This window comes from Salinivibrio sp. IB643 (assembly GCF_001996105.1).
Taxonomy (GTDB): domain Bacteria; phylum Pseudomonadota; class Gammaproteobacteria; order Enterobacterales; family Vibrionaceae; genus Salinivibrio; species Salinivibrio costicola.
In genome coordinates, this window is the sequence record NZ_MUFF01000015.1 from 56,728 (window position 1) to 76,021 (window position 19,294).

Consider the following 19,294-nt stretch of genomic DNA (forward strand, 5'->3'; position numbering starts at 1 on the left):
CGAAATTTGACTATAATTTCGCGCCCTTTTGTTAAACGGGAAGTCTGTCGCAAGATAGACGTTAGTACCCAAAATTAGGTAATTGAATAATGGCTAAGAAAGTACAAGCTTACATCAAGCTGCAGGTTGCAGCGGGTGCAGCTAACCCATCGCCACCGGTTGGTCCTGCTCTAGGTCAACACGGTGTAAACATCATGGAGTTCTGTAAAGCGTTTAACGCGAAGACTGAATCTATCGAGAAAGGTCTACCAACTCCTGTTGTTATCACTGTATATAGTGACCGTTCTTTCACCTTCGTAACCAAGACCCCACCAGCGGCGATTCTGCTTAAGAAAGCAGCCGGTGTTAAGTCTGGTTCAGGTCGTCCGAACACTGAAAAAGTGGGTACCGTTACTGACGCTCAGATCCAAGAGATCGCAGAAACCAAAGCGGCAGACATGACGGGTGCGGACGTCGAAGCGATGAAACGCTCCATTGCGGGTACTGCCCGTTCAATGGGCCTGAACGTAGAGGGTTAAGACAATGGCTAAAATGACTAAGCGCATGCGCGTAATCCGCGAAAAAGTTGATGTGACCAAAGAGTACGACATCAACGAAGCCGTTGCTCTACTTAAGGAACTGGCGACTGCAAAATTTGTTGAAAGTGTTGATGTTTCTGTCAACCTTGGCATCGATGCACGTAAATCAGACCAAAACGTTCGTGGTGCAACTGTACTGCCGAACGGTACTGGCCGTGATATCCGTGTTGCAGTATTCACCCAAGGTGCGAATGCAGACGCTGCGAAAGAAGCGGGTGCGGATATCGTGGGTATGGAAGATCTTGCTGAGCAAGTGAAGAAAGGCGAAATGAACTTTGACGTTGTCGTCGCTTCACCAGACGCAATGCGCGTTGTTGGCCAGCTAGGTACTATCCTAGGTCCACGCGGCCTGATGCCAAACCCGAAAGTAGGTACTGTAACGCCTAACGTTGCTGAAGCGGTTAAGAACGCGAAAGCAGGTCAGGTTCGTTATCGTAACGATAAGAACGGTATCGTTCATACTACTATCGGTAAAGTAGACTTTGACGCTGACAGCCTAAAAGAGAACCTTGAAGCGCTGTTGGTTGCACTGAAGAAGGCGAAGCCAACTTCAGCAAAAGGTACTTTCATTAAGAAAGTTAGCCTGTCGACCACTATGGGTGCTGGTGTTTCATTAGACCAGAACTCTTTGGACGCAAGCGTTAACTAATTGCGACAAGCGAGTGAGTAGTTTATACTCTCTCGCTTCACAATTTTATGGCTGAGTCTGTTTAACAGACTTCGTCCAAGACCGTAGGCGTTCATTACGAACTTAATATTTCCTACGTAGACGGTGCCAGAACATGATAGATTTCTCGTCTTTCTTGGATCTGCACCGTACAAGCTCTCTCTGCAAAGCTGTAGAGAGTGGTGTTAAACAATCCAGGAGCAAATCCAAATGGCTTTAAACCTTCAAGACAAAAAAGCAATTGTTGCTGAAGTCAACGAAGCTGCCAGTGGTGCCCTGTCTGCAGTAGTTGCTGATTCTCGCGGTGTAACCGTGGATGCGATGACTTCTCTACGTAAACAAGCGCGTGAAGCGGGCGTTTTCATGAAAGTTGTTCGTAATACACTGGCTCGCCGTGCAGTTGAAGGCACTGACTACGAGTGTCTAAAAGACACTTTCGTTGGTCCAACTCTGATTGCGTTTTCTAACGAGCACCCTGGTGCCGCTGCGCGTCTTTTTAAAGACTTCGCAAAAGATAACAAAGAGTTTGAGATCAAGTCTGCTGCATTCGAAGGTGCGATCACTGACCCAGAGGTATTGGCAACACTGCCAACGTACGACGAAGCAATTGCACGCCTGATGATGGGTCTGAAAGAAGCATCTGCAGGCAAGCTGGTTCGTACTATTGCCGCTGTTCGCGACCAAAAAGAAGCGGCGTAATTGCCCTTTTACATTGGTTGCTTAATCTAATTATTGTTGACTTTAAAGAGAATTGTTATGTCTATCACTAACGAGCAAATCCTAGACGCAATTGCAGACATGTCTGTAATGCAAGTTGTTGAGCTAATCGAAGCAATGGAAGAAAAATTCGGCGTATCAGCTGCAGCAGCAGTTGTTGCTGGTGGTGCTGCTGAAGGCGGTGCTGCTGAAGAGCAAACCGAATTTGACGTAATCCTGAAAGAAGCTGGTGCTAACAAAGTAGCAGTTATCAAAGCGGTTCGTGGCGCAACTGGTCTAGGCCTGAAAGAAGCGAAAGCGCTGGTTGACGGCGCTCCTGCACCTCTGAAAGAAGGTGTTGAGAAAGAAGAAGCTGAAGCGCTTAAAGCTCAGCTAGAAGAAGCTGGTGCTTCTGTTGAAGTTAAGTAATTTATACTTAATTTCCTAGCCTGAAAGGGCATTGGCTGGTGGCTAGAAAGCCACCGGCCTTTTTGCGCTGTAGGGCAGTAGTGAAATTTCCACCCCGTTTTATCACTGCTGACCATGCAAAAAAGATCAAAGCACGCGCTTTGATTTTCCTACACTAAACGGTGGTTGTTTAGTCACTGTCCTTGTTTTATCGGACAGTTTGGGTCACTTATCAGCGAGCTGAGGAACCCTATGGTTTACTCTTATACCGAGAAAAAGCGTATCCGTAAGGATTTTGGTAAGCGTCCTCAAGTTCTGGACGTGCCATACTTGCTGTCGATCCAGCTTGAATCTTTTAAGAACTTTATCGAGCAGGATCCAGAAGGGCAATACGGTCTTGAAGCTGCCTTTCGCTCTGTTTTTCCAATTCAGAGCTACAACGGCAATTCCGAGCTGCAATACGTTAGCTATCGTCTCGGTGAGCCAGTTTTCGATGTCAAAGAATGCCAAATTCGTGGCGTAACCTATTCGGCCCCACTGCGCGTGAAACTGCGCTTGGTGATGTTTGATAAGGAAGCCCCGGCTGGTACCGTAAAAGACATCAAAGAACAAGAAGTCTATATGGGCGAAATTCCGCTCATGACTGAAAATGGTACCTTTGTCATCAATGGTACTGAGAGGGTTATCGTATCCCAGCTGCACCGTAGTCCGGGCGTCTTTTTCGACAGCGATAAGGGTAAAACCCACTCCTCAGGAAAAGTGCTATATAACGCACGCGTGATCCCATACCGTGGTTCATGGTTGGATTTCGAATTTGATCCTAAGGATATCGTATACGTTCGTATCGATCGTCGTCGTAAGCTGCCGGCTTCTATTATTCTGCGTGCGCTGGAATACACAACTGAAGAGATCTTGGATCTATTCTTCGAAAAAGTCGTTTTCGAAGTGAAGGGCAAATCTCTGGTGATGGAGTTGGTGCCTGATCGTCTACGTGGCGAAACGGCAAATTTCGACATTGAAGCCGACGGTAAAGTTTACGTTGAGCAAGGCCGTCGAATTACCGCGCGTCATATCCGTCAGTTGACGAAAGATAACGTTGATCACATCGAAGTGCCGGTGGAGTATATTGCGGGCAAGATTTCTGCACGTGAATATATCAACCAGGAAACTGGCGAAGTGATTGTCTCGGCTAACCAAGAGTTAAGTCTGGAGACACTGGCGCAGTTGTCGCAAGCAGGTCACAAACGTATCGAAACCCTGTTCACTAATGACCTGGATCACGGCCCGTACATGTCAGATACCCTGCGTATCGACAATACAACGGATCGCTTGACGGCGTTAGTTGAAATTTACCGCATGATGCGTCCTGGTGAGCCACCAACGCGTGAAGCGGCAGAGCAACTGTTCGAAAGTCTGTTCTTCTCAGACGATCGCTACGACCTATCATCTGTGGGTCGTATGAAGTTTAACAGCTCTCTGGGTCGTGATGATCTGACTGGCCCAGGCGTTCTGAGCAAAGAAGACATTATCGAGGTGATGCGTAAACTCATCCATATCCGAAATGGTATTGGTGAAGTGGATGACATTGATCACCTGGGTAACCGCCGTATTCGCTCTGTGGGCGAAATGGCAGAAAACCAGTTCCGTGTAGGTCTAGTACGTGTAGAGCGTGCAGTAAAAGAGCGTTTGAGCTTGGGCGATCTCGACAGTGTGATGCCACAAGACTTAATTAACGCTAAGCCTATCTCTGCGGCAGTTAAAGAGTTCTTTGGCTCTTCACAGCTGTCACAGTTTATGGATCAAAATAACCCGTTGTCAGAAGTGACGCACAAACGTCGTATTTCTGCATTGGGTCCAGGCGGTCTGACGCGTGAGCGTGCAGGTTTCGAAGTGCGTGACGTTCATGCTACCCACTACGGTCGTCTGTGTCCGATTGAAACACCGGAAGGACCGAACATCGGTCTGATTAACTCACTGTCTGCCTTTGCACGTTGTAATGGCTACGGCTTCCTAGAAACACCTTACCGTAAAGTTGTTGACGGTAAAGTGACCGATCAAATTGATTATTTGTCAGCGATCGAAGAAGGTCACTACGTGATTGCGCAGGCGAACGCTGCGTTGAACGAAGATGGCTCCTTCACTGATGAACTGATCACCGCGCGTGAAACCGGTGAGTCAGGCTTGCACCCACGTGATCATGTCCAGTACATGGACGTTGCGACCAACCAGGTCGTATCGGTGGCAGCCTCACTGATCCCGTTCCTTGAGCATGATGATGCTAACCGTGCCTTGATGGGCGCGAACATGCAACGTCAGGCGGTGCCGACACTGCGCGCGCAAAAGCCGCTCGTGGGAACAGGTATCGAGCGTAATGTGGCGGTTGACTCGGGTGTAACAGCGGTAGCGAAACGCGGTGGTACCATTCAGTCGGTCGACGCATCACGTATCGTGGTGAAAGTGAATGAAGATGAGTTGGTATCAGGCGAAGCGGGTATCGACATCTACAGCTTGGTGAAATACACACGTTCAAACCAGAACACCTGTATTAACCAGCGTCCAACTGTGATGCCAGGCCATGAAGTCGCCAAAGGTGACGTCTTGGCTGACGGACCATCAACCGATTTGGGTGAGCTGGCACTTGGCCAGAACATGCGTATCGCGTTTATGCCGTGGAACGGTTATAACTTTGAGGATTCCATCCTTATTTCTGAGCGTGTGGCTCAGGAAGATCGTTTAACCACTATTCACATTCAAGAGCTTTCTTGTGTGGCGCGTGACACCAAGCTGGGCAGTGAAGAAATTACCGCGGATATTCCAAACGTGGGTGAAGCGGCACTGTCTAAGCTGGATGAATCTGGGGTTGTGTATATCGGAGCCGAAGTCAAAGGCGGCGATATCATGGTCGGTAAAGTGACGCCAAAAGGCGAAACACAACTGACGCCAGAGGAGAAGCTACTACGAGCAATCTTTGGCGAAAAAGCCTCTGACGTAAAAGATTCATCATTGCGTGTTCCTAATGGTGTATCTGGTACGGTTATCGATGTGCAAGTCTTTACTCGCGATGGCGTTGAAAAAGACAAACGTGCACTCGAAATCGAAGAAATGCAGCTGAAAGAAGCCAAAAAAGACCTAACCGAGGAGTTCTCTATCCTTGAAGGTGGTCTGATGGCACGTGTTCGCACACTGCTTTCTCAAGCCGGTTACACTGATAGTCAATTAGCCAGCATGGATCGTCAGACCATGTTGACGCAGACACTAGACGACGAAGCCCAGCAAACGCAGCTAGAGCAGCTTGCCGAGCAGTACGACGAAATCAAAGCTGACTTTGACAAGAAATTTGACACCAAACGTCGCAAGATCACCCAAGGTGATGACCTTGCGCCAGGCGTGTTGAAGATCGTTAAAGTGTACCTTGCGGTTAAACGTCGCATCCAGCCAGGTGATAAAATGGCTGGTCGTCACGGTAACAAAGGTGTTATCTCGAAGATCAACCCGATCGAAGATATGCCTTACGACGAATCTGGTGAACCCGTCGACTTAGTGCTGAACCCGTTGGGTGTACCTTCGCGTATGAACATCGGTCAGATCCTAGAAACACACTTGGGTCTGGCAGCGAAAGGGATTGGTGACAAGATCAACCGCATGCTCAAAGAGCAGCAAGAACTAGCGAAATTCCGTGAGTTCTTGCAGAAGGTTTACGATCTCGGTGATACCCGTCAGAAAGTGGACATTAGCCAACTGACTGACGAAGAAGTACGCACCTTAATCGGAAACCTGCGTGATGGTCTGCCGACAGCGTCTCCTGTCTTTGACGGTGCGCCTGAACCAATTATTAAAGAACTACTGAAATTGGGTGATCTGCCTGAGTCTGGTCAGCTTGACCTTTACGATGGCCGCACTGGTGAGAAGTTTGAGCGTCCGGTAACCGTGGGTTACATGTACATGCTGAAACTGAACCACTTGGTTGACGACAAGATGCACGCCCGTTCAACCGGTTCTTACAGCTTGGTGACGCAGCAACCGTTGGGTGGTAAGGCACAGTTCGGTGGTCAGCGCTTCGGTGAGATGGAAGTTTGGGCTCTGGAAGCATACGGTGCTGCCTATACCCTACAAGAAATGCTCACCGTGAAGTCGGATGACGTTAATGGCCGTACTAAGATGTATAAAAACATCGTAGATGGCGACCATCGTATGGAGCCGGGCATGCCGGAATCTTTCAACGTATTGCTGAAAGAAATCCGCTCGTTGGGTATCAACATCGAGCTGGAAGACGAGTAAGCCTCGAGCTACTCTCTCCGGTAAGAATATGAAGGCGCTGCCTGTCAGCGCCTTTATGGGTCAACTCCTCACAGGAGCCGATTGTGAAAGACTTACTTAAGTTTCTGAAAGCACAACATAAGACCGAAGAATTTGACTCGATCAAAATCGGTCTTGCCTCACCGGACATGATTCGTTCATGGTCGTTTGGTGAAGTGAAAAAGCCAGAAACCATCAACTACCGTACCTTTAAGCCTGAACGTGACGGTTTGTTCTGTGCACGTATCTTTGGCCCGGTCAAAGACTATGAGTGTCTTTGTGGTAAGTATAAGCGCCTCAAGCACCGCGGCGTCATTTGTGAAAAATGTGGCGTTGAAGTCACTCAGACCAAAGTGCGCCGTGAGCGCATGGGTCACATTGAGCTTGCTTCTCCTGTTGCCCACATTTGGTTCCTGAAGTCGCTGCCATCGCGCATCGGCTTGTTGATGGACATGCCACTGCGTGACATCGAACGTGTGCTTTATTTTGAGTCGTATATTGTTATTGAACCAGGCATGACCAGCCTAGAGCGCGGTCAGATGATGTCTGAAGAACAATATTTAGACGCACTCGAAGAGTGGGGCGACGAATTTGACGCGCGCATGGGCGCAGAAGCAGTCAAAGCACTGCTAGCGAACATGGATCTGTCGGTTGAGACAGAGCAAATGCGTGAACAGCTCGAAGAGACGAACTCTGAGACCAAGCGTAAGAAGATCACCAAGCGTTTGAAGCTGGTTGAGTCCTTCTTACAATCAGGTAACAACCCTGAGTGGATGATTTTGACCGTGCTGCCTGTGTTGCCGCCCGATCTGCGTCCATTGGTCCCGTTGGATGGTGGTCGTTTTGCGACCTCGGATCTCAACGATCTGTACCGCCGTGTGATTAACCGTAACAACCGCTTGAAGCGTCTACTTGATCTTGCTGCGCCAGATATTATCGTGCGTAACGAAAAGCGTATGCTGCAAGAGTCTGTCGATGCCATGCTGGATAACGGCCGTCGTGGTCGCGCCATTACCGGCTCGAACAAGCGTCCGCTGAAATCACTGGCTGACATGATCAAAGGTAAGCAGGGGCGTTTCCGTCAGAACCTGCTGGGTAAACGTGTTGATTACTCTGGCCGTTCGGTGATTACCGTGGGTCCATACTTGCGTCTGCATCAGTGTGGTCTGCCAAAGAAAATGGCACTAGAGCTGTTTAAACCGTTTATCTACGGCAAGCTTGAGACTCGTGGTCTAGCGACTACTATCAAAGCCGCTAAGAAGATGGTTGAGCGCGAAGAAGCGGTCGTATGGGATATCTTGGATGATGTCATCCGTGAACACCCAGTGATGCTTAACCGTGCACCAACACTTCACCGTTTGGGTATCCAAGCGTTTGAACCTGTGCTTATCGAAGGTAAAGCGATCCAACTGCACCCGTTGGTGTGTGCGGCGTATAACGCTGACTTCGATGGTGACCAAATGGCTGTTCACGTGCCGCTAACGCTGGAAGCTCAGCTCGAAGCGCGTGCGTTGATGATGTCAACCAACAACATTCTGTCGCCAGCGTCTGGTGACCCTATCATCGTTCCGTCGCAGGACGTGGTATTGGGTCTCTATTATATGACCCGTGAAAAGGTCAACGGCAAAGGCGAAGGCATGTACCTGGCGGGTCCAGGTGAAGCAGAAAAAGTATACCGTACCGGTCATGCTGAACTGCACAGCCGTGTAAAAGTACGTATCAAGCAAATCGACATCGATGAGATGGGTACACGCACGGAAAAAGTGTCCTTGGTGGATACCACTGTGGGCCGTGCCATGCTGTGGACCATTGTTCCTGACGGCTTGCCGTACGACTTGGTGAACCAGCCATTAGGTAAAAAGCAAATTTCTAACTTGCTAAACACCTGCTACCGCAAGCTGGGTCTGAAAGATACTGTTATCTTCGCTGACCAAATCATGTACACAGGTTTTGCGTATTCAGCGCTGTCGGGCACGTCTGTCGGTATCGACGACATGGTGATCCCACAAGCGAAGTACGACTTGATCGAAGCTGCTGAAGCTGAAGTCGCGGAAATTCAAGAGCAGTTCCAGTCAGGCCTAGTGACGGCCGGCGAGCGCTATAACAAAGTGATCGATATCTGGGCGGCCGCGAACGAACAAGTTGCCAAAGCGATGATGGATAACCTGTCTACCGAGACAGTGATTAACCGTGATGGCGAAGAAGAAACGCAAACATCGTTTAACAGCGTCTACATGATGGCTGACTCAGGTGCACGTGGTTCTGCCGCGCAGATCCGTCAGCTAGCGGGTATGCGTGGTCTGATGGCGAAGCCGGATGGCTCCATCATCGAAACGCCAATCACCGCGAACTTCCGTGAAGGTCTGAACGTACTTCAGTACTTTATTTCAACGCACGGTGCCCGTAAGGGTCTGGCGGATACGGCACTGAAGACCGCGAACTCAGGTTATCTGACGCGTCGTCTGGTCGATGTCGCGCAAGACGTGGTTGTGACCGAAACCGATTGTGGCACCCAAGGCGGAATCCACATGATGGCGGTTATCGAAGGTGGTGACGTTAAAGAGGCCCTGCGTGAGCGTGTTCTAGGCCGTGTTGTGGCAGAAGATGTGCTCAAGCCTGGCTCGGAAGAAGTCCTGGCACCACGCAACACGCTGTTGGACGAAAAATGGTGTGACATTCTTGAGCATCATTCCGTCGATAAAGTGAAAGTGCGTTCTGTTGTAACCTGTGAAACCGACTTTGGTTGTTGTGCCAACTGTTATGGTCGTGACCTGGCTCGTGGTCACCTGGTTAATCACGGTGAGTCTGTCGGTGTTATTGCAGCACAGTCTATCGGTGAGCCTGGTACACAGCTGACCATGCGTACGTTCCACATCGGTGGTGCCGCATCGCGTGCAGCGGCAGAAAACAACATCCAGGTGAAGAACAAAGGTTCTATGCACCTGCACAATGCTAAATCTGTTACCAACAGCGACGGTAAGCTCGTGATTACCTCGCGTGCGACAGAAATGACCATTGTTGATGAGTTTGGCCGTACCAAAGAAAGCTACAAAGTGCCTTATGGTGCAATCCTTGGCAAGCAAGACGGCGAAGCCGTGGCAGCCGGTGACGTAGTCGCTAACTGGGACCCACACACCATGCCAATCATCACTGAGGTAGAAGGTAGCCTTCGCTTCGTGGATATGATTGATGGCGCGACCATGCAACGTCAAACTGACGAGCTAACGGGTCTGTCTTCTATCGTGGTCATGGATGCCTCAGAGCGTCCAACATCCGGTAAAGACAAGCGTCCTGCGGTGAAGCTGGTGGATGCGCAAGGTAATGATGTGATGGTGCCGGGTACGGATATGCCGGTTCAATACTTCTTGCCAGGTAAAGCCATCGTGCAACTAGATGACGGTGCGAGTGTTGGCATTGGTGACACCCTAGCGCGTATCCCGCAAGAAAGCGGCGGTACCAAGGATATCACCGGTGGTCTGCCTCGCGTTGCTGACCTGTTTGAAGCGCGTAAGCCGAAAGAGCCAGCGATTCTGGCAGAGATCACCGGTACGGTGTCCTTTGGTAAAGAAACCAAAGGCAAGCGCCGTCTGGTTATCACACCAGAAGAAGGTAAAGCGTACGAAGAGATGATTCCAAAGTGGCGTCAGCTCAACGTCTTCGAAGGTGAAAAAGTCGAGAAAGGTGATGTGATCGCAGATGGTCCAGAATCACCACACGACATCCTACGTTTGCGTGGTATCCATGCGGTGGCGGAATACATCACCAACGAAGTACAAGACGTTTACCGTCTGCAAGGCGTTAAGATCAACGATAAGCACATTGAGACGATTGTTCGTCAGATGCTGCGTAAGGTGACGATTAAGTCTGCAGGTGATACTGAGTTCTTGGAAGGCGAGCAGGTTGAATACTCTCGTGTCATGATTGCTAACCGTGATCTTGAAATCGAAGGTAAGCAGCCGGCTACATTTGGCCGTGATCTCTTGGGTATTACCAAAGCATCGTTGGCGACTGAGTCCTTTATCTCAGCGGCTTCGTTCCAAGAAACCACGCGTGTGCTGACAGAAGCCGCGGTGGCAGGTAAGCGTGATGACTTGCGCGGTCTGAAAGAAAACGTGATCGTGGGTCGTCTGATCCCAGCCGGTACTGGCTTCGCGTATCACAAAGACCGTCAAGCTAAGCGTGCAGAGCCAGAACAGCCAGTCGCTCCCCAGGTAGATGCAGAGCAAGCATCACAAGACCTAGCGGCGTTGCTTAATGCGGGCTTGAACGACGATAGCTAAGCGAGTGAGATAATTAGCGCGATAAGCTAAGTCGAATAAAAAGGCATCTCTTCGGAGATGCCTTTTGTTTTTGTGTTCATTCAGCGCACACAGCCGTGCATGCTCAGTTCGCGCATGCTTAGTCCGTGAATGTTTAGCGATAACAAGGCCAATAAAAAAACGCCGCATCTCAAGAGGCGGCGTTTCTATTGATATTAGGTGATGCGTTTTAGGCGCCCGGCGGGTGAGCCAGACTGTCAGCAATCAATCGAATTAAAGTATCTTCCAACTCAAAACGTTGCTCAAGCCACTCACCAATCGCAGACATATCTTGGTCAAAATCGGTGGCGTCATAATCTTCGTCGTCCAAGTCTACCGCACTGAATTTATCATTAAAGTCTAACAGAGGGTCTGTCGTATCAACGATGCGATAATAAAGGTTATCGGTCTCTTTCGTCGCCGCGAACCCTGTTGACTGCCAACGCTCCATGACCATGTTGTAGATCTTGAAGTGGCCGGTCGAGATATAGTCGACAAGATGATCACAAAAATTATCGAGTTCTGCTTTTGTTGGCAGCGATTGTTTTTTTTTGGCGGCCACGCCAGCCACATTGTAATACTCCACCAATAATTGGCGGCGTAACTCAAGCCAATAATCAATAACCTCGTCGTAACCGCTCCATTGGGCTTTGGTACGTTCAAGTTTTCTCAGCATGATCGGTGTCCTCGTGATCGATCAGCGAATGAATGGCACTATATAAGGCCGGCTGAAAATTAACGGGCTGCTCAATCCTTTGCATCACGTTATGAAACTAGATTGCCAGTATTCAAGTGTAGCTGCAAGGCTAAGGAAGTGACCATGTCTCAGAATCAAAAAGCCGTCTATGTATGTGTAGTTAGCAAGAGCAAACTTTGGCTGCCAGGTGGTCAATTGCCATGTATGCCCTTGTCGCGGCTGCCGTTTGCTGATGGTGATACAGTGACTGTCGGTGACTATCAGCAGACACCGGTGGTGGGGATATTTAATTGTAACGTCATGCTTCCCGATGACGAGATGGCAGGCTTTCGGGACTTACTCCCCTATCTGTCAGCGGACTTATTTGCGTTAGTCGGGCGGGTCATCCAGCTCGATCATATGCGCCATCAGCAAGCATTTTGTGGTTGCTGTGGTCAGCGTACGGAATTTAACGCGCAGGCGATAGCGATGTGGTGCTCAACCTGCCAGCGTCATGATTATCCACGCGTATCGCCGTGTGTGATTGTTGCCGTGCGCGATGGTAAACGTTTGTTGCTTGCTCAGCACCCTCGTCATAAAACGGGCATGTATACCGTGATTGCGGGGTTTGTTGAGCCTGGCGAAACGCTCGAGCAATGTGTGGCGCGTGAGGTGAAAGAAGAAACGGGCCTATCGATAACCAATATTCGTTACATGGAAAGCCAGCCCTGGGCGTTTCCTTCTAATGTGATGATGGGGTTTCTCGCCGATTATGCCGGAGGGGATCTAAACCCCGACTATGAGGAGCTCACCGATGCACAATGGTTTGATATGGACCAGTTACCGTTAGTCGCACCAACAGGAACGATTGCTCGACGCTTGATTGAGGCCAGCTGCACCTTGACGCAGGCATAAAAAAACCCGGCCGTAGGGGAGCCGGGGTAAGATGCGAACATGTTGTCTTTTGTAGACCTATGTCTTTTGTCTATCTATTGTCGTTATAGGATGGTTTTACCATGCGGTTAAATCACCAGCAATCATTCGTGGTCCTTGGGTGGCCGTTTTATGATCCTGTTAACAAAGCTTCGCTTTTGTTGCCATTTTACAGTGATACAATGGCGGCCACTTTTCGCACACAGGTTTAAACACAATGACCGAATTGAAAAACGATCGTTATTTACGCGCCCTTTATAAGCAACCGGTAGATTGCACGCCCGTGTGGATGATGCGCCAAGCGGGTCGCTACCTTCCTGAATATCGAGAATTACGTGCGCAGGCGGGTGACTTTTTGTCGTTGTGTAAAAATGCGGAATTGGCCTGTGAAGTGACCATGCAGCCGTTGCGTCGCTTTGATTTGGATGCCGCTATCTTATTTTCAGATATTCTCACTATTCCTGATGCAATGGGATTAGGGTTGTACTTTGAAACGGGGGAAGGTCCCAAGTTTTCTCGTCCCATCACCTGTAAAGCGGATGTCGATAAAATCGGTATGCCAGACCCTGAGGGGGAATTGCAATACGTGATGAATGCGGTGCGTACTATCCGCAAAGAATTGGCGGGTGAAGTTCCCTTGATTGGCTTCTCTGGCAGTCCATGGACACTGGCAACTTACATGGTAGAAGGTGGCACCTCGAAAGCCTTTACCAAGATCAAAAAGATGATGTATGCCGAGCCGCAGACGTTACACGCCTTACTCGACAAGCTCGCCGACAGTGTGATTAGTTATCTAAACGCGCAGATTAAGGCGGGTGCGCAGTCTGTCATGGTCTTTGATACCTGGGGTGGCGTGCTCACGCCGCGCGATTACAATGACTTCTCTTTGCAGTATATGCAGAAAATTGTCGACGGTCTGATCCGAGAGCATGACGGGCGCCGCGTGCCAGTGACCTTGTTTACTAAAAATGCGGGTATGTGGTTGGAACGCATTGCCGCGACCGGGTGTGATGGTGTTGGGCTTGATTGGACCATTAACATGGCTGATGCCAAAGCACGGATTGGCGACAACGTTACTCTACAAGGTAATATGGATCCGTCGATGTTATATGCCAGCCCTGAGCGCATTCGCCAAGAAGTCTCGACGATTTTGGAAGGTTTCGGTGAAGGGACTGGCCATGTGTTTAACCTCGGCCATGGCATTCACTTGGATGTCCCACCTGAGAATGCAGGCGTCTTTATTGATGCGGTACATGAATTATCTAAGCCTTATCACCGCTAACGGTCACGCTCGCCAATCGGCGAGCGTTTGTTTAATAGCCTTTGTTAAAATCGACCTGATGAGCCAGCGGCTTACCGGCATGCCAACGGCGATAATTGTCTGCAAAAAGGTCAAAAACTTGTTCGGGAAAACTAACGGCAGCAATATGTGGGGTAATGTGAACACGAGGATGCACCCAAAAAGGATGCGCTTGAGGTAACGGCTCTTGTTGCATCACGTCCAATACGGCCAAGCGCAGTTTTTTCTCGTCCAGGGCCTTAATGAGCGCAGATTCATCGACCGTTGCGCCGCGACCGACATTAATAAACAAGAGGTCTTGTGCGTATTGCCAAAAATCAGCATTCACGCATTGGGCCGTTTCCGCTGTTGCGGGCAGTGTACTGACTAACACATCGACCTCGCCTAGCTGCTGACGCAGCGCAGTCAGCGTCATGGTGTGCTCAAACCCCTCGACAGCACGCCCATCTTGGTTGGTGCCCAGCACGTGCATCCCAAACACATGAGCCACGGTGGCAATATGCTGACCAATGGCGCCCGTCCCCAGAATAGCCAGTGTTTTTCCACGTAACGACGTGTAGTCGTGAGGTTGCCAAAGACGTTGCGCTTGCTGGTCTGTATATTGAGTAATATGTCGTGTTTCGTTGAGCAAATAGCCGAAGACGTATTCGGCCATTAAGTCACCAAAAATGCCTCTCACATTGGTTAATTGATAGTGTCGATAAGGTGCGTTGATCAGGGCGTCGATACCGGCGAATGTTGACTGTAACCAGCGGAGCTGATCGCTATAGCATAATTGAGGCGCCGCCAGTGGCGGATCGGCGAGCCAGATAGTGGCTTGATCGGGGCGATCCACGACGGTAAATTCAGGTAGTGTGGCGTTATGCAGTAACCGATGATAGGTCTCGGCATGCTCGCTGATAACGTAAACTTTATCCACAAAGGCTCCTTTTTATGCTGGGGGGAATCGAGTACACTGCCCTCATTGACCGAGGACGTTTGTCCTTCCCGCTATTAAAGATCAATTAGCTATGTTACGAAACCCTTTACAACTGCGTTTGGAAAAATGTGAGAATTGGCAACATATTAGTTTTATGGCTGCGCTGGTGGAGCGTATGGTGCCAAACTACGCGCTTTTCTGTGCGCAAACAGAATTTGCCGACCCGCAAGCGTTTCGCAATATTCTCGATGCGGTTTGGGAATCGCAAACGGTCAAAACGGCTAAAATTGACTTTGAGCGCCAATTAGAAAAGCTCGAGCCATTGATCCCTGTGGCTGATGACGATGCCATCTATCTGACGTATCCGGCGATTGATGCCTGTATTGCCTTGTCTCAGCTTCTTCACGCTTTGTTAGATCGTGATGAAATCTTGCCCATTACATTAAAAGTTTCTCAGCAGTCGGTCCTCAGTGTTGCCCAGCTTGAAGAAGCACAAACCGGTGAAACGGTAACCGATGACAATCAAAAGGCGTTTGAGGCGGTTTGTGAGGAATGGGATGCCCAGTGGGCAATCTTCCGTGTGCTGAAAAGTGCCGAAAGTCGTGATGTGGAGATGCTCAAAGGCATCCGGCAAGAGCTCCGAGAAGCTGGCGTGAGTAATCTAGGGTTGCGTGCTGAGTAAGCATGAGTTGTCAAAACGTTAGTAAGAACAGAAAGGCGGCCTAGGCCGCCTTTTCGAGTTATGACTCATCGGTATGTCGTTGTACCGGTGGCTCGTCATCGTCTTGGCTTTCAATCATATTATGCTGCTTCTTCCAGGCGTCCCAGCGCTGATAAGCCAGTTGCTGCATGTCCGTCACGGTGTCCGCCTCATCAATGATTTCTCTTCCGGTGAGATACTCAAAAATGTCCTCGAGCGTGATAATCCCTTGTACCGTGCCGTATTCGTCGACAATCATCGCCAATTGAGCGCGGCGAATCATTAAAATATCAAATGCTTGTAAGACCGTATTACCGGGTAAGATCACCGCGAGTGGACGCATCAAGTTGCCTAACTGTGTTTGTCCTGCCCCTTCGGTTTTGACTTCATAGATATTGGATTTGTGGACAAACCCCAAAATATCGTCACGCTGCTCACCGTAGACAAGAGGACGTGAGAAGGGGCAATCGCCATGTTCCTTGAGAAAGGTGTTAACATCCATATCGGCGGGAACACGAAATAATACGGGACGTGGCGTCATAAGTTGAGTGGCAGGAAGATCGCGTAATTTAAGCATGTTATTGAGCATTTGCGTTTCATCTTCGCCCATTTCGCCACTTTCAGATGCCAGCATTGCCATCGCTGAAATTTCGTCACGCAGTTTGACATGCGTGGTATCTGCGCTCAGCCGCTTGGTGATTTGTTCGGACAGCCAAACAAACGGCGTTAATGCCCAGACCATCCACTTTAGAATGACGGCGGCACTGGGTGCCAGTTGAGGCCAGAAATTGGCGCCAATGGTTTTAGGAATGATTTCTGATAAAAGAAGAATCGCCAGTGTAAGAACGGCGGAGAATACCCCGACCCAAGCATCACCAAACACATGGGCAGCTTGCGCGCCTGCACCGGCGGCTCCAACTGTATGCGCAATGGTATTCAGTGTCAGAATGGATGCGAGTGGCCGATCAATATCTTTTTTAAGCGCGTTGAGCCGCTCTGCGGCTGGGTGACCTTGGTTTCTTAGATTGGCAATATAGCTCGGTGTGATGCTCAGCAAAATAGCTTCCAGTACTGAGCATATGAAAGACACACCAATTGAAAGCGAGATAAAAAGGATCAGAATGAGCATAAATTTCCGAAGTTAAAAGTCAGTCAACACTCTAAAGATCAGGCCATTGGCGGGCGTTTACAACCTTTCAACTGAGAAAAAACGCAACAAATTGTGAGTTCGCGCTCAGTTTGTGGTTAAAGAGCCTCCATACAGCCACACAGAGCACCACAAACCTTTGCCAGCCGGGCTTCTTTTGAATTAGAGTGACTTCGTCTCTAAAAAACCTAGAAGGGAAGACATAATGAACAAGACCCAACTGATCGACCTGATCGCAGAAAAAGCAGAACTTTCAAAAGCACAAGCGAAAACCGCTTTGGAAGCGACTTTAGGCGGTATTGAAGGCGCTTTGAAAGAAGGCGAGCAGGTACAACTGATTGGCTTCGGTACGTTTAAATTGAACCACCGTGCAGCACGCACTGGTCGCAACCCACAAACGGGTCAAGAAATTCAAATTGCGGCAGCAAATGTACCTGCGTTTGTTGCGGGTAAAGCGTTAAAAGACGCGGTTAAGTAAGCGTTACCGCTCATGTCGCCATAGCCTTCTCGCTATGGCGTTTTTGAATGTGGACTCGTGATGCGTTCTAAATTTTGGATAGTCGCGTTGATGGCCACCCTGGTTGGGTGCTCAAGTGGGCAGCCTTCCAAGCCGGTCACACATATGACCGCCGCTTCCGCCGGCGATTATCGCGCTGTTTACTGGTTGGATAGTCAGCAAGGGCAGGTGATTGGTTTAGCCGAGCAAGTGTGGCAGGGCGATTATGGTCGTTATCGTAGCGAGTATGTCTGGCGAGACGGCAGCTTGCGTGCAATCAAACGAGAGGGCACACAGCTGGCGGGCGCCGCATTAGCTCCCTTCTCTATCTATGTTCGATTTGATGCCAGTGGTGAGCCTGTCTTTCAGCGCTATCAGCAAGATGAAACCTTACTCCCCTTGAGTAGCGCGACACTGACCCGCCTTTATCAAGAAGCCAATCAAGTACAGCAGCAAGCAAAAACGCAGTTGTCACGTGATGTATCAGTGTGGCAAGCGCAGCGTCAGGGCGACCGTTGGGTCGATTGTCGTGGCGATACCCAGCGTTGGACATTTTCTGACACGATTGATCCCAGCGTGGTTTCGCAGATAAGTCAGCCCGGCACCTTTGTGGTTGCAGGTGGCGATTCAGGTATCCTACGCGATAACATCGACTTTCTTGTGTATGTCGATAATAACAAAGCCTGTTTGCAGCGCCCTCGCTTACTTGACGAATAAAAGCTCGATGAATAGACGCTCGATGAACAAAACCCTATCGAAGCAAAAAAGCTCGTCGACACGTAAAAACCGCGGATATAAAAAATGCGCCTTGGTGGCGCATTTATCGGGTCTGGCTTGCTGGATGCGGCATGCCGCGATGTAACATTAAGTCGATAAATCAGCTTTTTCGCGAGATACCGCGCGGTGGGCGATGTCACTGCGATAAAAGCAGCCTGGCCAGTAAATCATAGCGGCAAGCGCGTCAGCGCCTTGTTTGGCGGCTGTTACCGTCTCTCCCAGTGCCGTTGCACAGAGTACACGCCCGCCAGATGTGACAATGTCGCCGTTGTTGAGCGCAGTACCGGCATGAAATACTTTGGCGGTATCGCTATCGGTAGGCAGCCCAGTAATACGATCGCCCTTACGATAGTCTCCTGGATAGCCACCTGCGGCTAAAACCACGCCGACGGCTGCACGTGGATCCCACTGAGAATCGACTTTATTGAGGCGTCCTTGCGTGCCTGCCAGGCAAAGCTCCACCAAGTCAGATTGTAAACGCATCATAATCGGTTGAGTTTCCGGATCGCCAAAGCGACAGTTAAACTCAATCACTTTTGGCGTCCCATCGGCGGCGATCATCAATCCTGCGTATAAAAAGCCGGTATAGGGCGCACCATCCGCATACATCCCTTTGACGGTGGGCATAATCACCTCGTCCATCACGCGTTGGTGAATGACGTCGGTGACCACAGGGGCGGGCGAGTATGCACCCATACCGCCGGTGTTGAGGCCGGTATCGCCTTCTCCGACCCGTTTGTGGTCTTGGCTGGTGGCCATTGGCAGCACATGCTCACCATCCACCATGACGATAAAGCTTGCTTCTTCACCTTGCAGAAATTCCTCGATGACCACGCGGTGGCCCGCTTCACCAAACGCATTGCCCGAGAGCATATCGCGTACGGCCTCAGTCGCTTCTTGCTCGGTCATCGCCACAATGACCCCTTTGCCAGCGGCAAGGCCGTCGGCTTTGACCACAATGGGCGCGCCTTTTTCCGCGATGTAGGCCAGTGCAGGCTCCACCTTGGCAAAGGTTTGGTAGTCAGCGGTGGGAATGCCATGGCGCGCTAAAAAGTCTTTACTGAAGGCTTTAGACCCCTCAAGTTGCGCCGCTGCTTGGGTAGGACCAAAGATGGGCAAGCCGTGCTCACGGAAGGCATCGACCACGCCCAACACCAAGGGCGCTTCAGGGCCGACGATGGTTAAATCAATCTGTTGCTCACGAGCAAAGGCCAGCAACCCTTCAACGTCATCAGCTGCGATCGCAATGTTACTCAACTTGTTTTCATGCGCGGTGCCGGCGTTTCCCGGCGCGCAATATACGATCTCAACGTTGGATGATTGCGCGGCTTTCCACGCTAGCGCATGCTCGCGGCCACCGCCACCAATTACTAATACCTTCATGTGTTCTCCTTCATCGCCCA

The 19,294-nt window shown here is 50.0% G+C and carries 15 protein-coding genes; 11 read left to right on the forward strand and 4 right to left on the reverse strand.

The genetic code is table 11. From position 1 onward, the window contains the following. The first annotated feature begins 89 nt into the window (after nucleotides 1–89). From rplK to rpoC, 6 genes are all read left to right on the forward strand, one after another. Complete coding sequence (rplK, locus tag BZG77_RS08465; protein WP_025674743.1) at nucleotides 90–518, forward strand: 50S ribosomal protein L11; 429 nt, start codon at nucleotides 90–92, stop codon at nucleotides 516–518. Nucleotides 519–522: 4 nt separating this feature from the next. Further along, nucleotides 523–1,227 (forward strand): 50S ribosomal protein L1, encoded by a 705-nt coding sequence (rplA, locus tag BZG77_RS08470; RefSeq protein ID WP_025744446.1) that lies wholly within the window; start codon nucleotides 523–525, stop codon nucleotides 1,225–1,227. Nucleotides 1,228–1,455: 228 nt separating this feature from the next. After that, a complete protein-coding gene (gene rplJ / locus BZG77_RS08475; RefSeq protein WP_077456042.1) occupies nucleotides 1,456–1,944 on the forward strand; it encodes a 50S ribosomal protein L10 in 489 nt (162 codons plus the stop codon). 57 nt (nucleotides 1,945–2,001) lie between these two features. Next, a complete protein-coding gene (gene rplL / locus BZG77_RS08480; RefSeq protein ID WP_069586999.1) occupies nucleotides 2,002–2,370 on the forward strand; it encodes a 50S ribosomal protein L7/L12 in 369 nt (122 codons plus the stop codon). Nucleotides 2,371–2,601: 231 nt separating this feature from the next. Further along, a complete protein-coding gene (gene rpoB / locus BZG77_RS08485) occupies nucleotides 2,602–6,627 on the forward strand; it encodes a DNA-directed RNA polymerase subunit beta (RefSeq protein WP_077646920.1) in 4,026 nt (1,341 codons plus the stop codon). Between the two features lie 83 nt (nucleotides 6,628–6,710). After that, nucleotides 6,711–10,925 carry a DNA-directed RNA polymerase subunit beta' gene (rpoC, locus tag BZG77_RS08490; protein ID WP_077486505.1) on the forward strand — a complete coding sequence of 1,405 codons (4,215 nt, stop codon included), beginning with the start codon at nucleotides 6,711–6,713 and terminating at the stop codon, nucleotides 10,923–10,925. A gap of 208 nt (nucleotides 10,926–11,133) precedes the next feature. Here the strand turns inward: rpoC and BZG77_RS08495 are convergent, their stop codons facing one another. Next, nucleotides 11,134–11,619, reverse strand: coding sequence for an Rsd/AlgQ family anti-sigma factor (locus BZG77_RS08495; protein WP_025744442.1), 486 nt, complete (start codon nucleotides 11,617–11,619; stop codon nucleotides 11,134–11,136). Between the two features lie 144 nt (nucleotides 11,620–11,763). Between BZG77_RS08495 and nudC the strand changes: the two genes are divergently transcribed. Both nudC and hemE read left to right on the forward strand, forming a co-directional pair. Continuing rightward, nucleotides 11,764–12,534: an NAD(+) diphosphatase gene (gene nudC, locus BZG77_RS08500; RefSeq protein ID WP_077646921.1), complete on the forward strand. Its 771-nt coding sequence runs from the start codon at nucleotides 11,764–11,766 to the stop codon at nucleotides 12,532–12,534. Between the two features lie 235 nt (nucleotides 12,535–12,769). Beyond that, nucleotides 12,770–13,834 (forward strand): uroporphyrinogen decarboxylase, encoded by a 1,065-nt coding sequence (gene hemE, locus BZG77_RS08505; RefSeq protein ID WP_077646922.1) that lies wholly within the window; start codon nucleotides 12,770–12,772, stop codon nucleotides 13,832–13,834. Nucleotides 13,835–13,865: 31 nt separating this feature from the next. On the opposite strand, the gene BZG77_RS08510 is transcribed toward hemE, so the two are convergent. Further along, the gene (locus BZG77_RS08510; protein WP_077646923.1) at nucleotides 13,866–14,771 is read right to left on the reverse strand and encodes a D-2-hydroxyacid dehydrogenase; all 906 of its coding nucleotides are present in this window, start codon (nucleotides 14,769–14,771) and stop codon (nucleotides 13,866–13,868) included. A 91-nt stretch (nucleotides 14,772–14,862) separates the two neighbouring features. On the opposite strand from BZG77_RS08510, the gene BZG77_RS08515 reads away from it, so the two are divergent. Continuing rightward, a complete protein-coding gene (locus BZG77_RS08515) occupies nucleotides 14,863–15,453 on the forward strand; it encodes a YjaG family protein (protein WP_077461884.1) in 591 nt (196 codons plus the stop codon). Nucleotides 15,454–15,511: 58 nt separating this feature from the next. Here the strand turns inward: BZG77_RS08515 and BZG77_RS08520 are convergent, their stop codons facing one another. Beyond that, the gene (locus BZG77_RS08520) at nucleotides 15,512–16,600 is read right to left on the reverse strand and encodes a CNNM domain-containing protein (protein WP_077646924.1); all 1,089 of its coding nucleotides are present in this window, start codon (nucleotides 16,598–16,600) and stop codon (nucleotides 15,512–15,514) included. 223 nt (nucleotides 16,601–16,823) lie between these two features. On the opposite strand from BZG77_RS08520, the gene hupA reads away from it, so the two are divergent. Beyond that, entirely contained in the window at nucleotides 16,824–17,096 is a 273-nt protein-coding gene (gene hupA, locus BZG77_RS08525; RefSeq protein ID WP_021024119.1) for a nucleoid-associated protein HU-alpha, read from the forward strand. 60 nt (nucleotides 17,097–17,156) lie between these two features. Next, the gene (locus BZG77_RS08530) at nucleotides 17,157–17,831 is read left to right on the forward strand and encodes a DUF1481 domain-containing protein (protein WP_077646925.1); all 675 of its coding nucleotides are present in this window, start codon (nucleotides 17,157–17,159) and stop codon (nucleotides 17,829–17,831) included. Nucleotides 17,832–17,978: 147 nt separating this feature from the next. On the opposite strand, the gene purD is transcribed toward BZG77_RS08530, so the two are convergent. Further along, on the reverse strand, nucleotides 17,979–19,274 hold the full coding sequence (purD, locus tag BZG77_RS08535) for a phosphoribosylamine--glycine ligase (RefSeq protein WP_077646926.1): 1,296 nt from the start codon (nucleotides 19,272–19,274) through the stop codon (nucleotides 17,979–17,981). Nucleotides 19,275–19,294 lie beyond the last annotated feature (20 nt).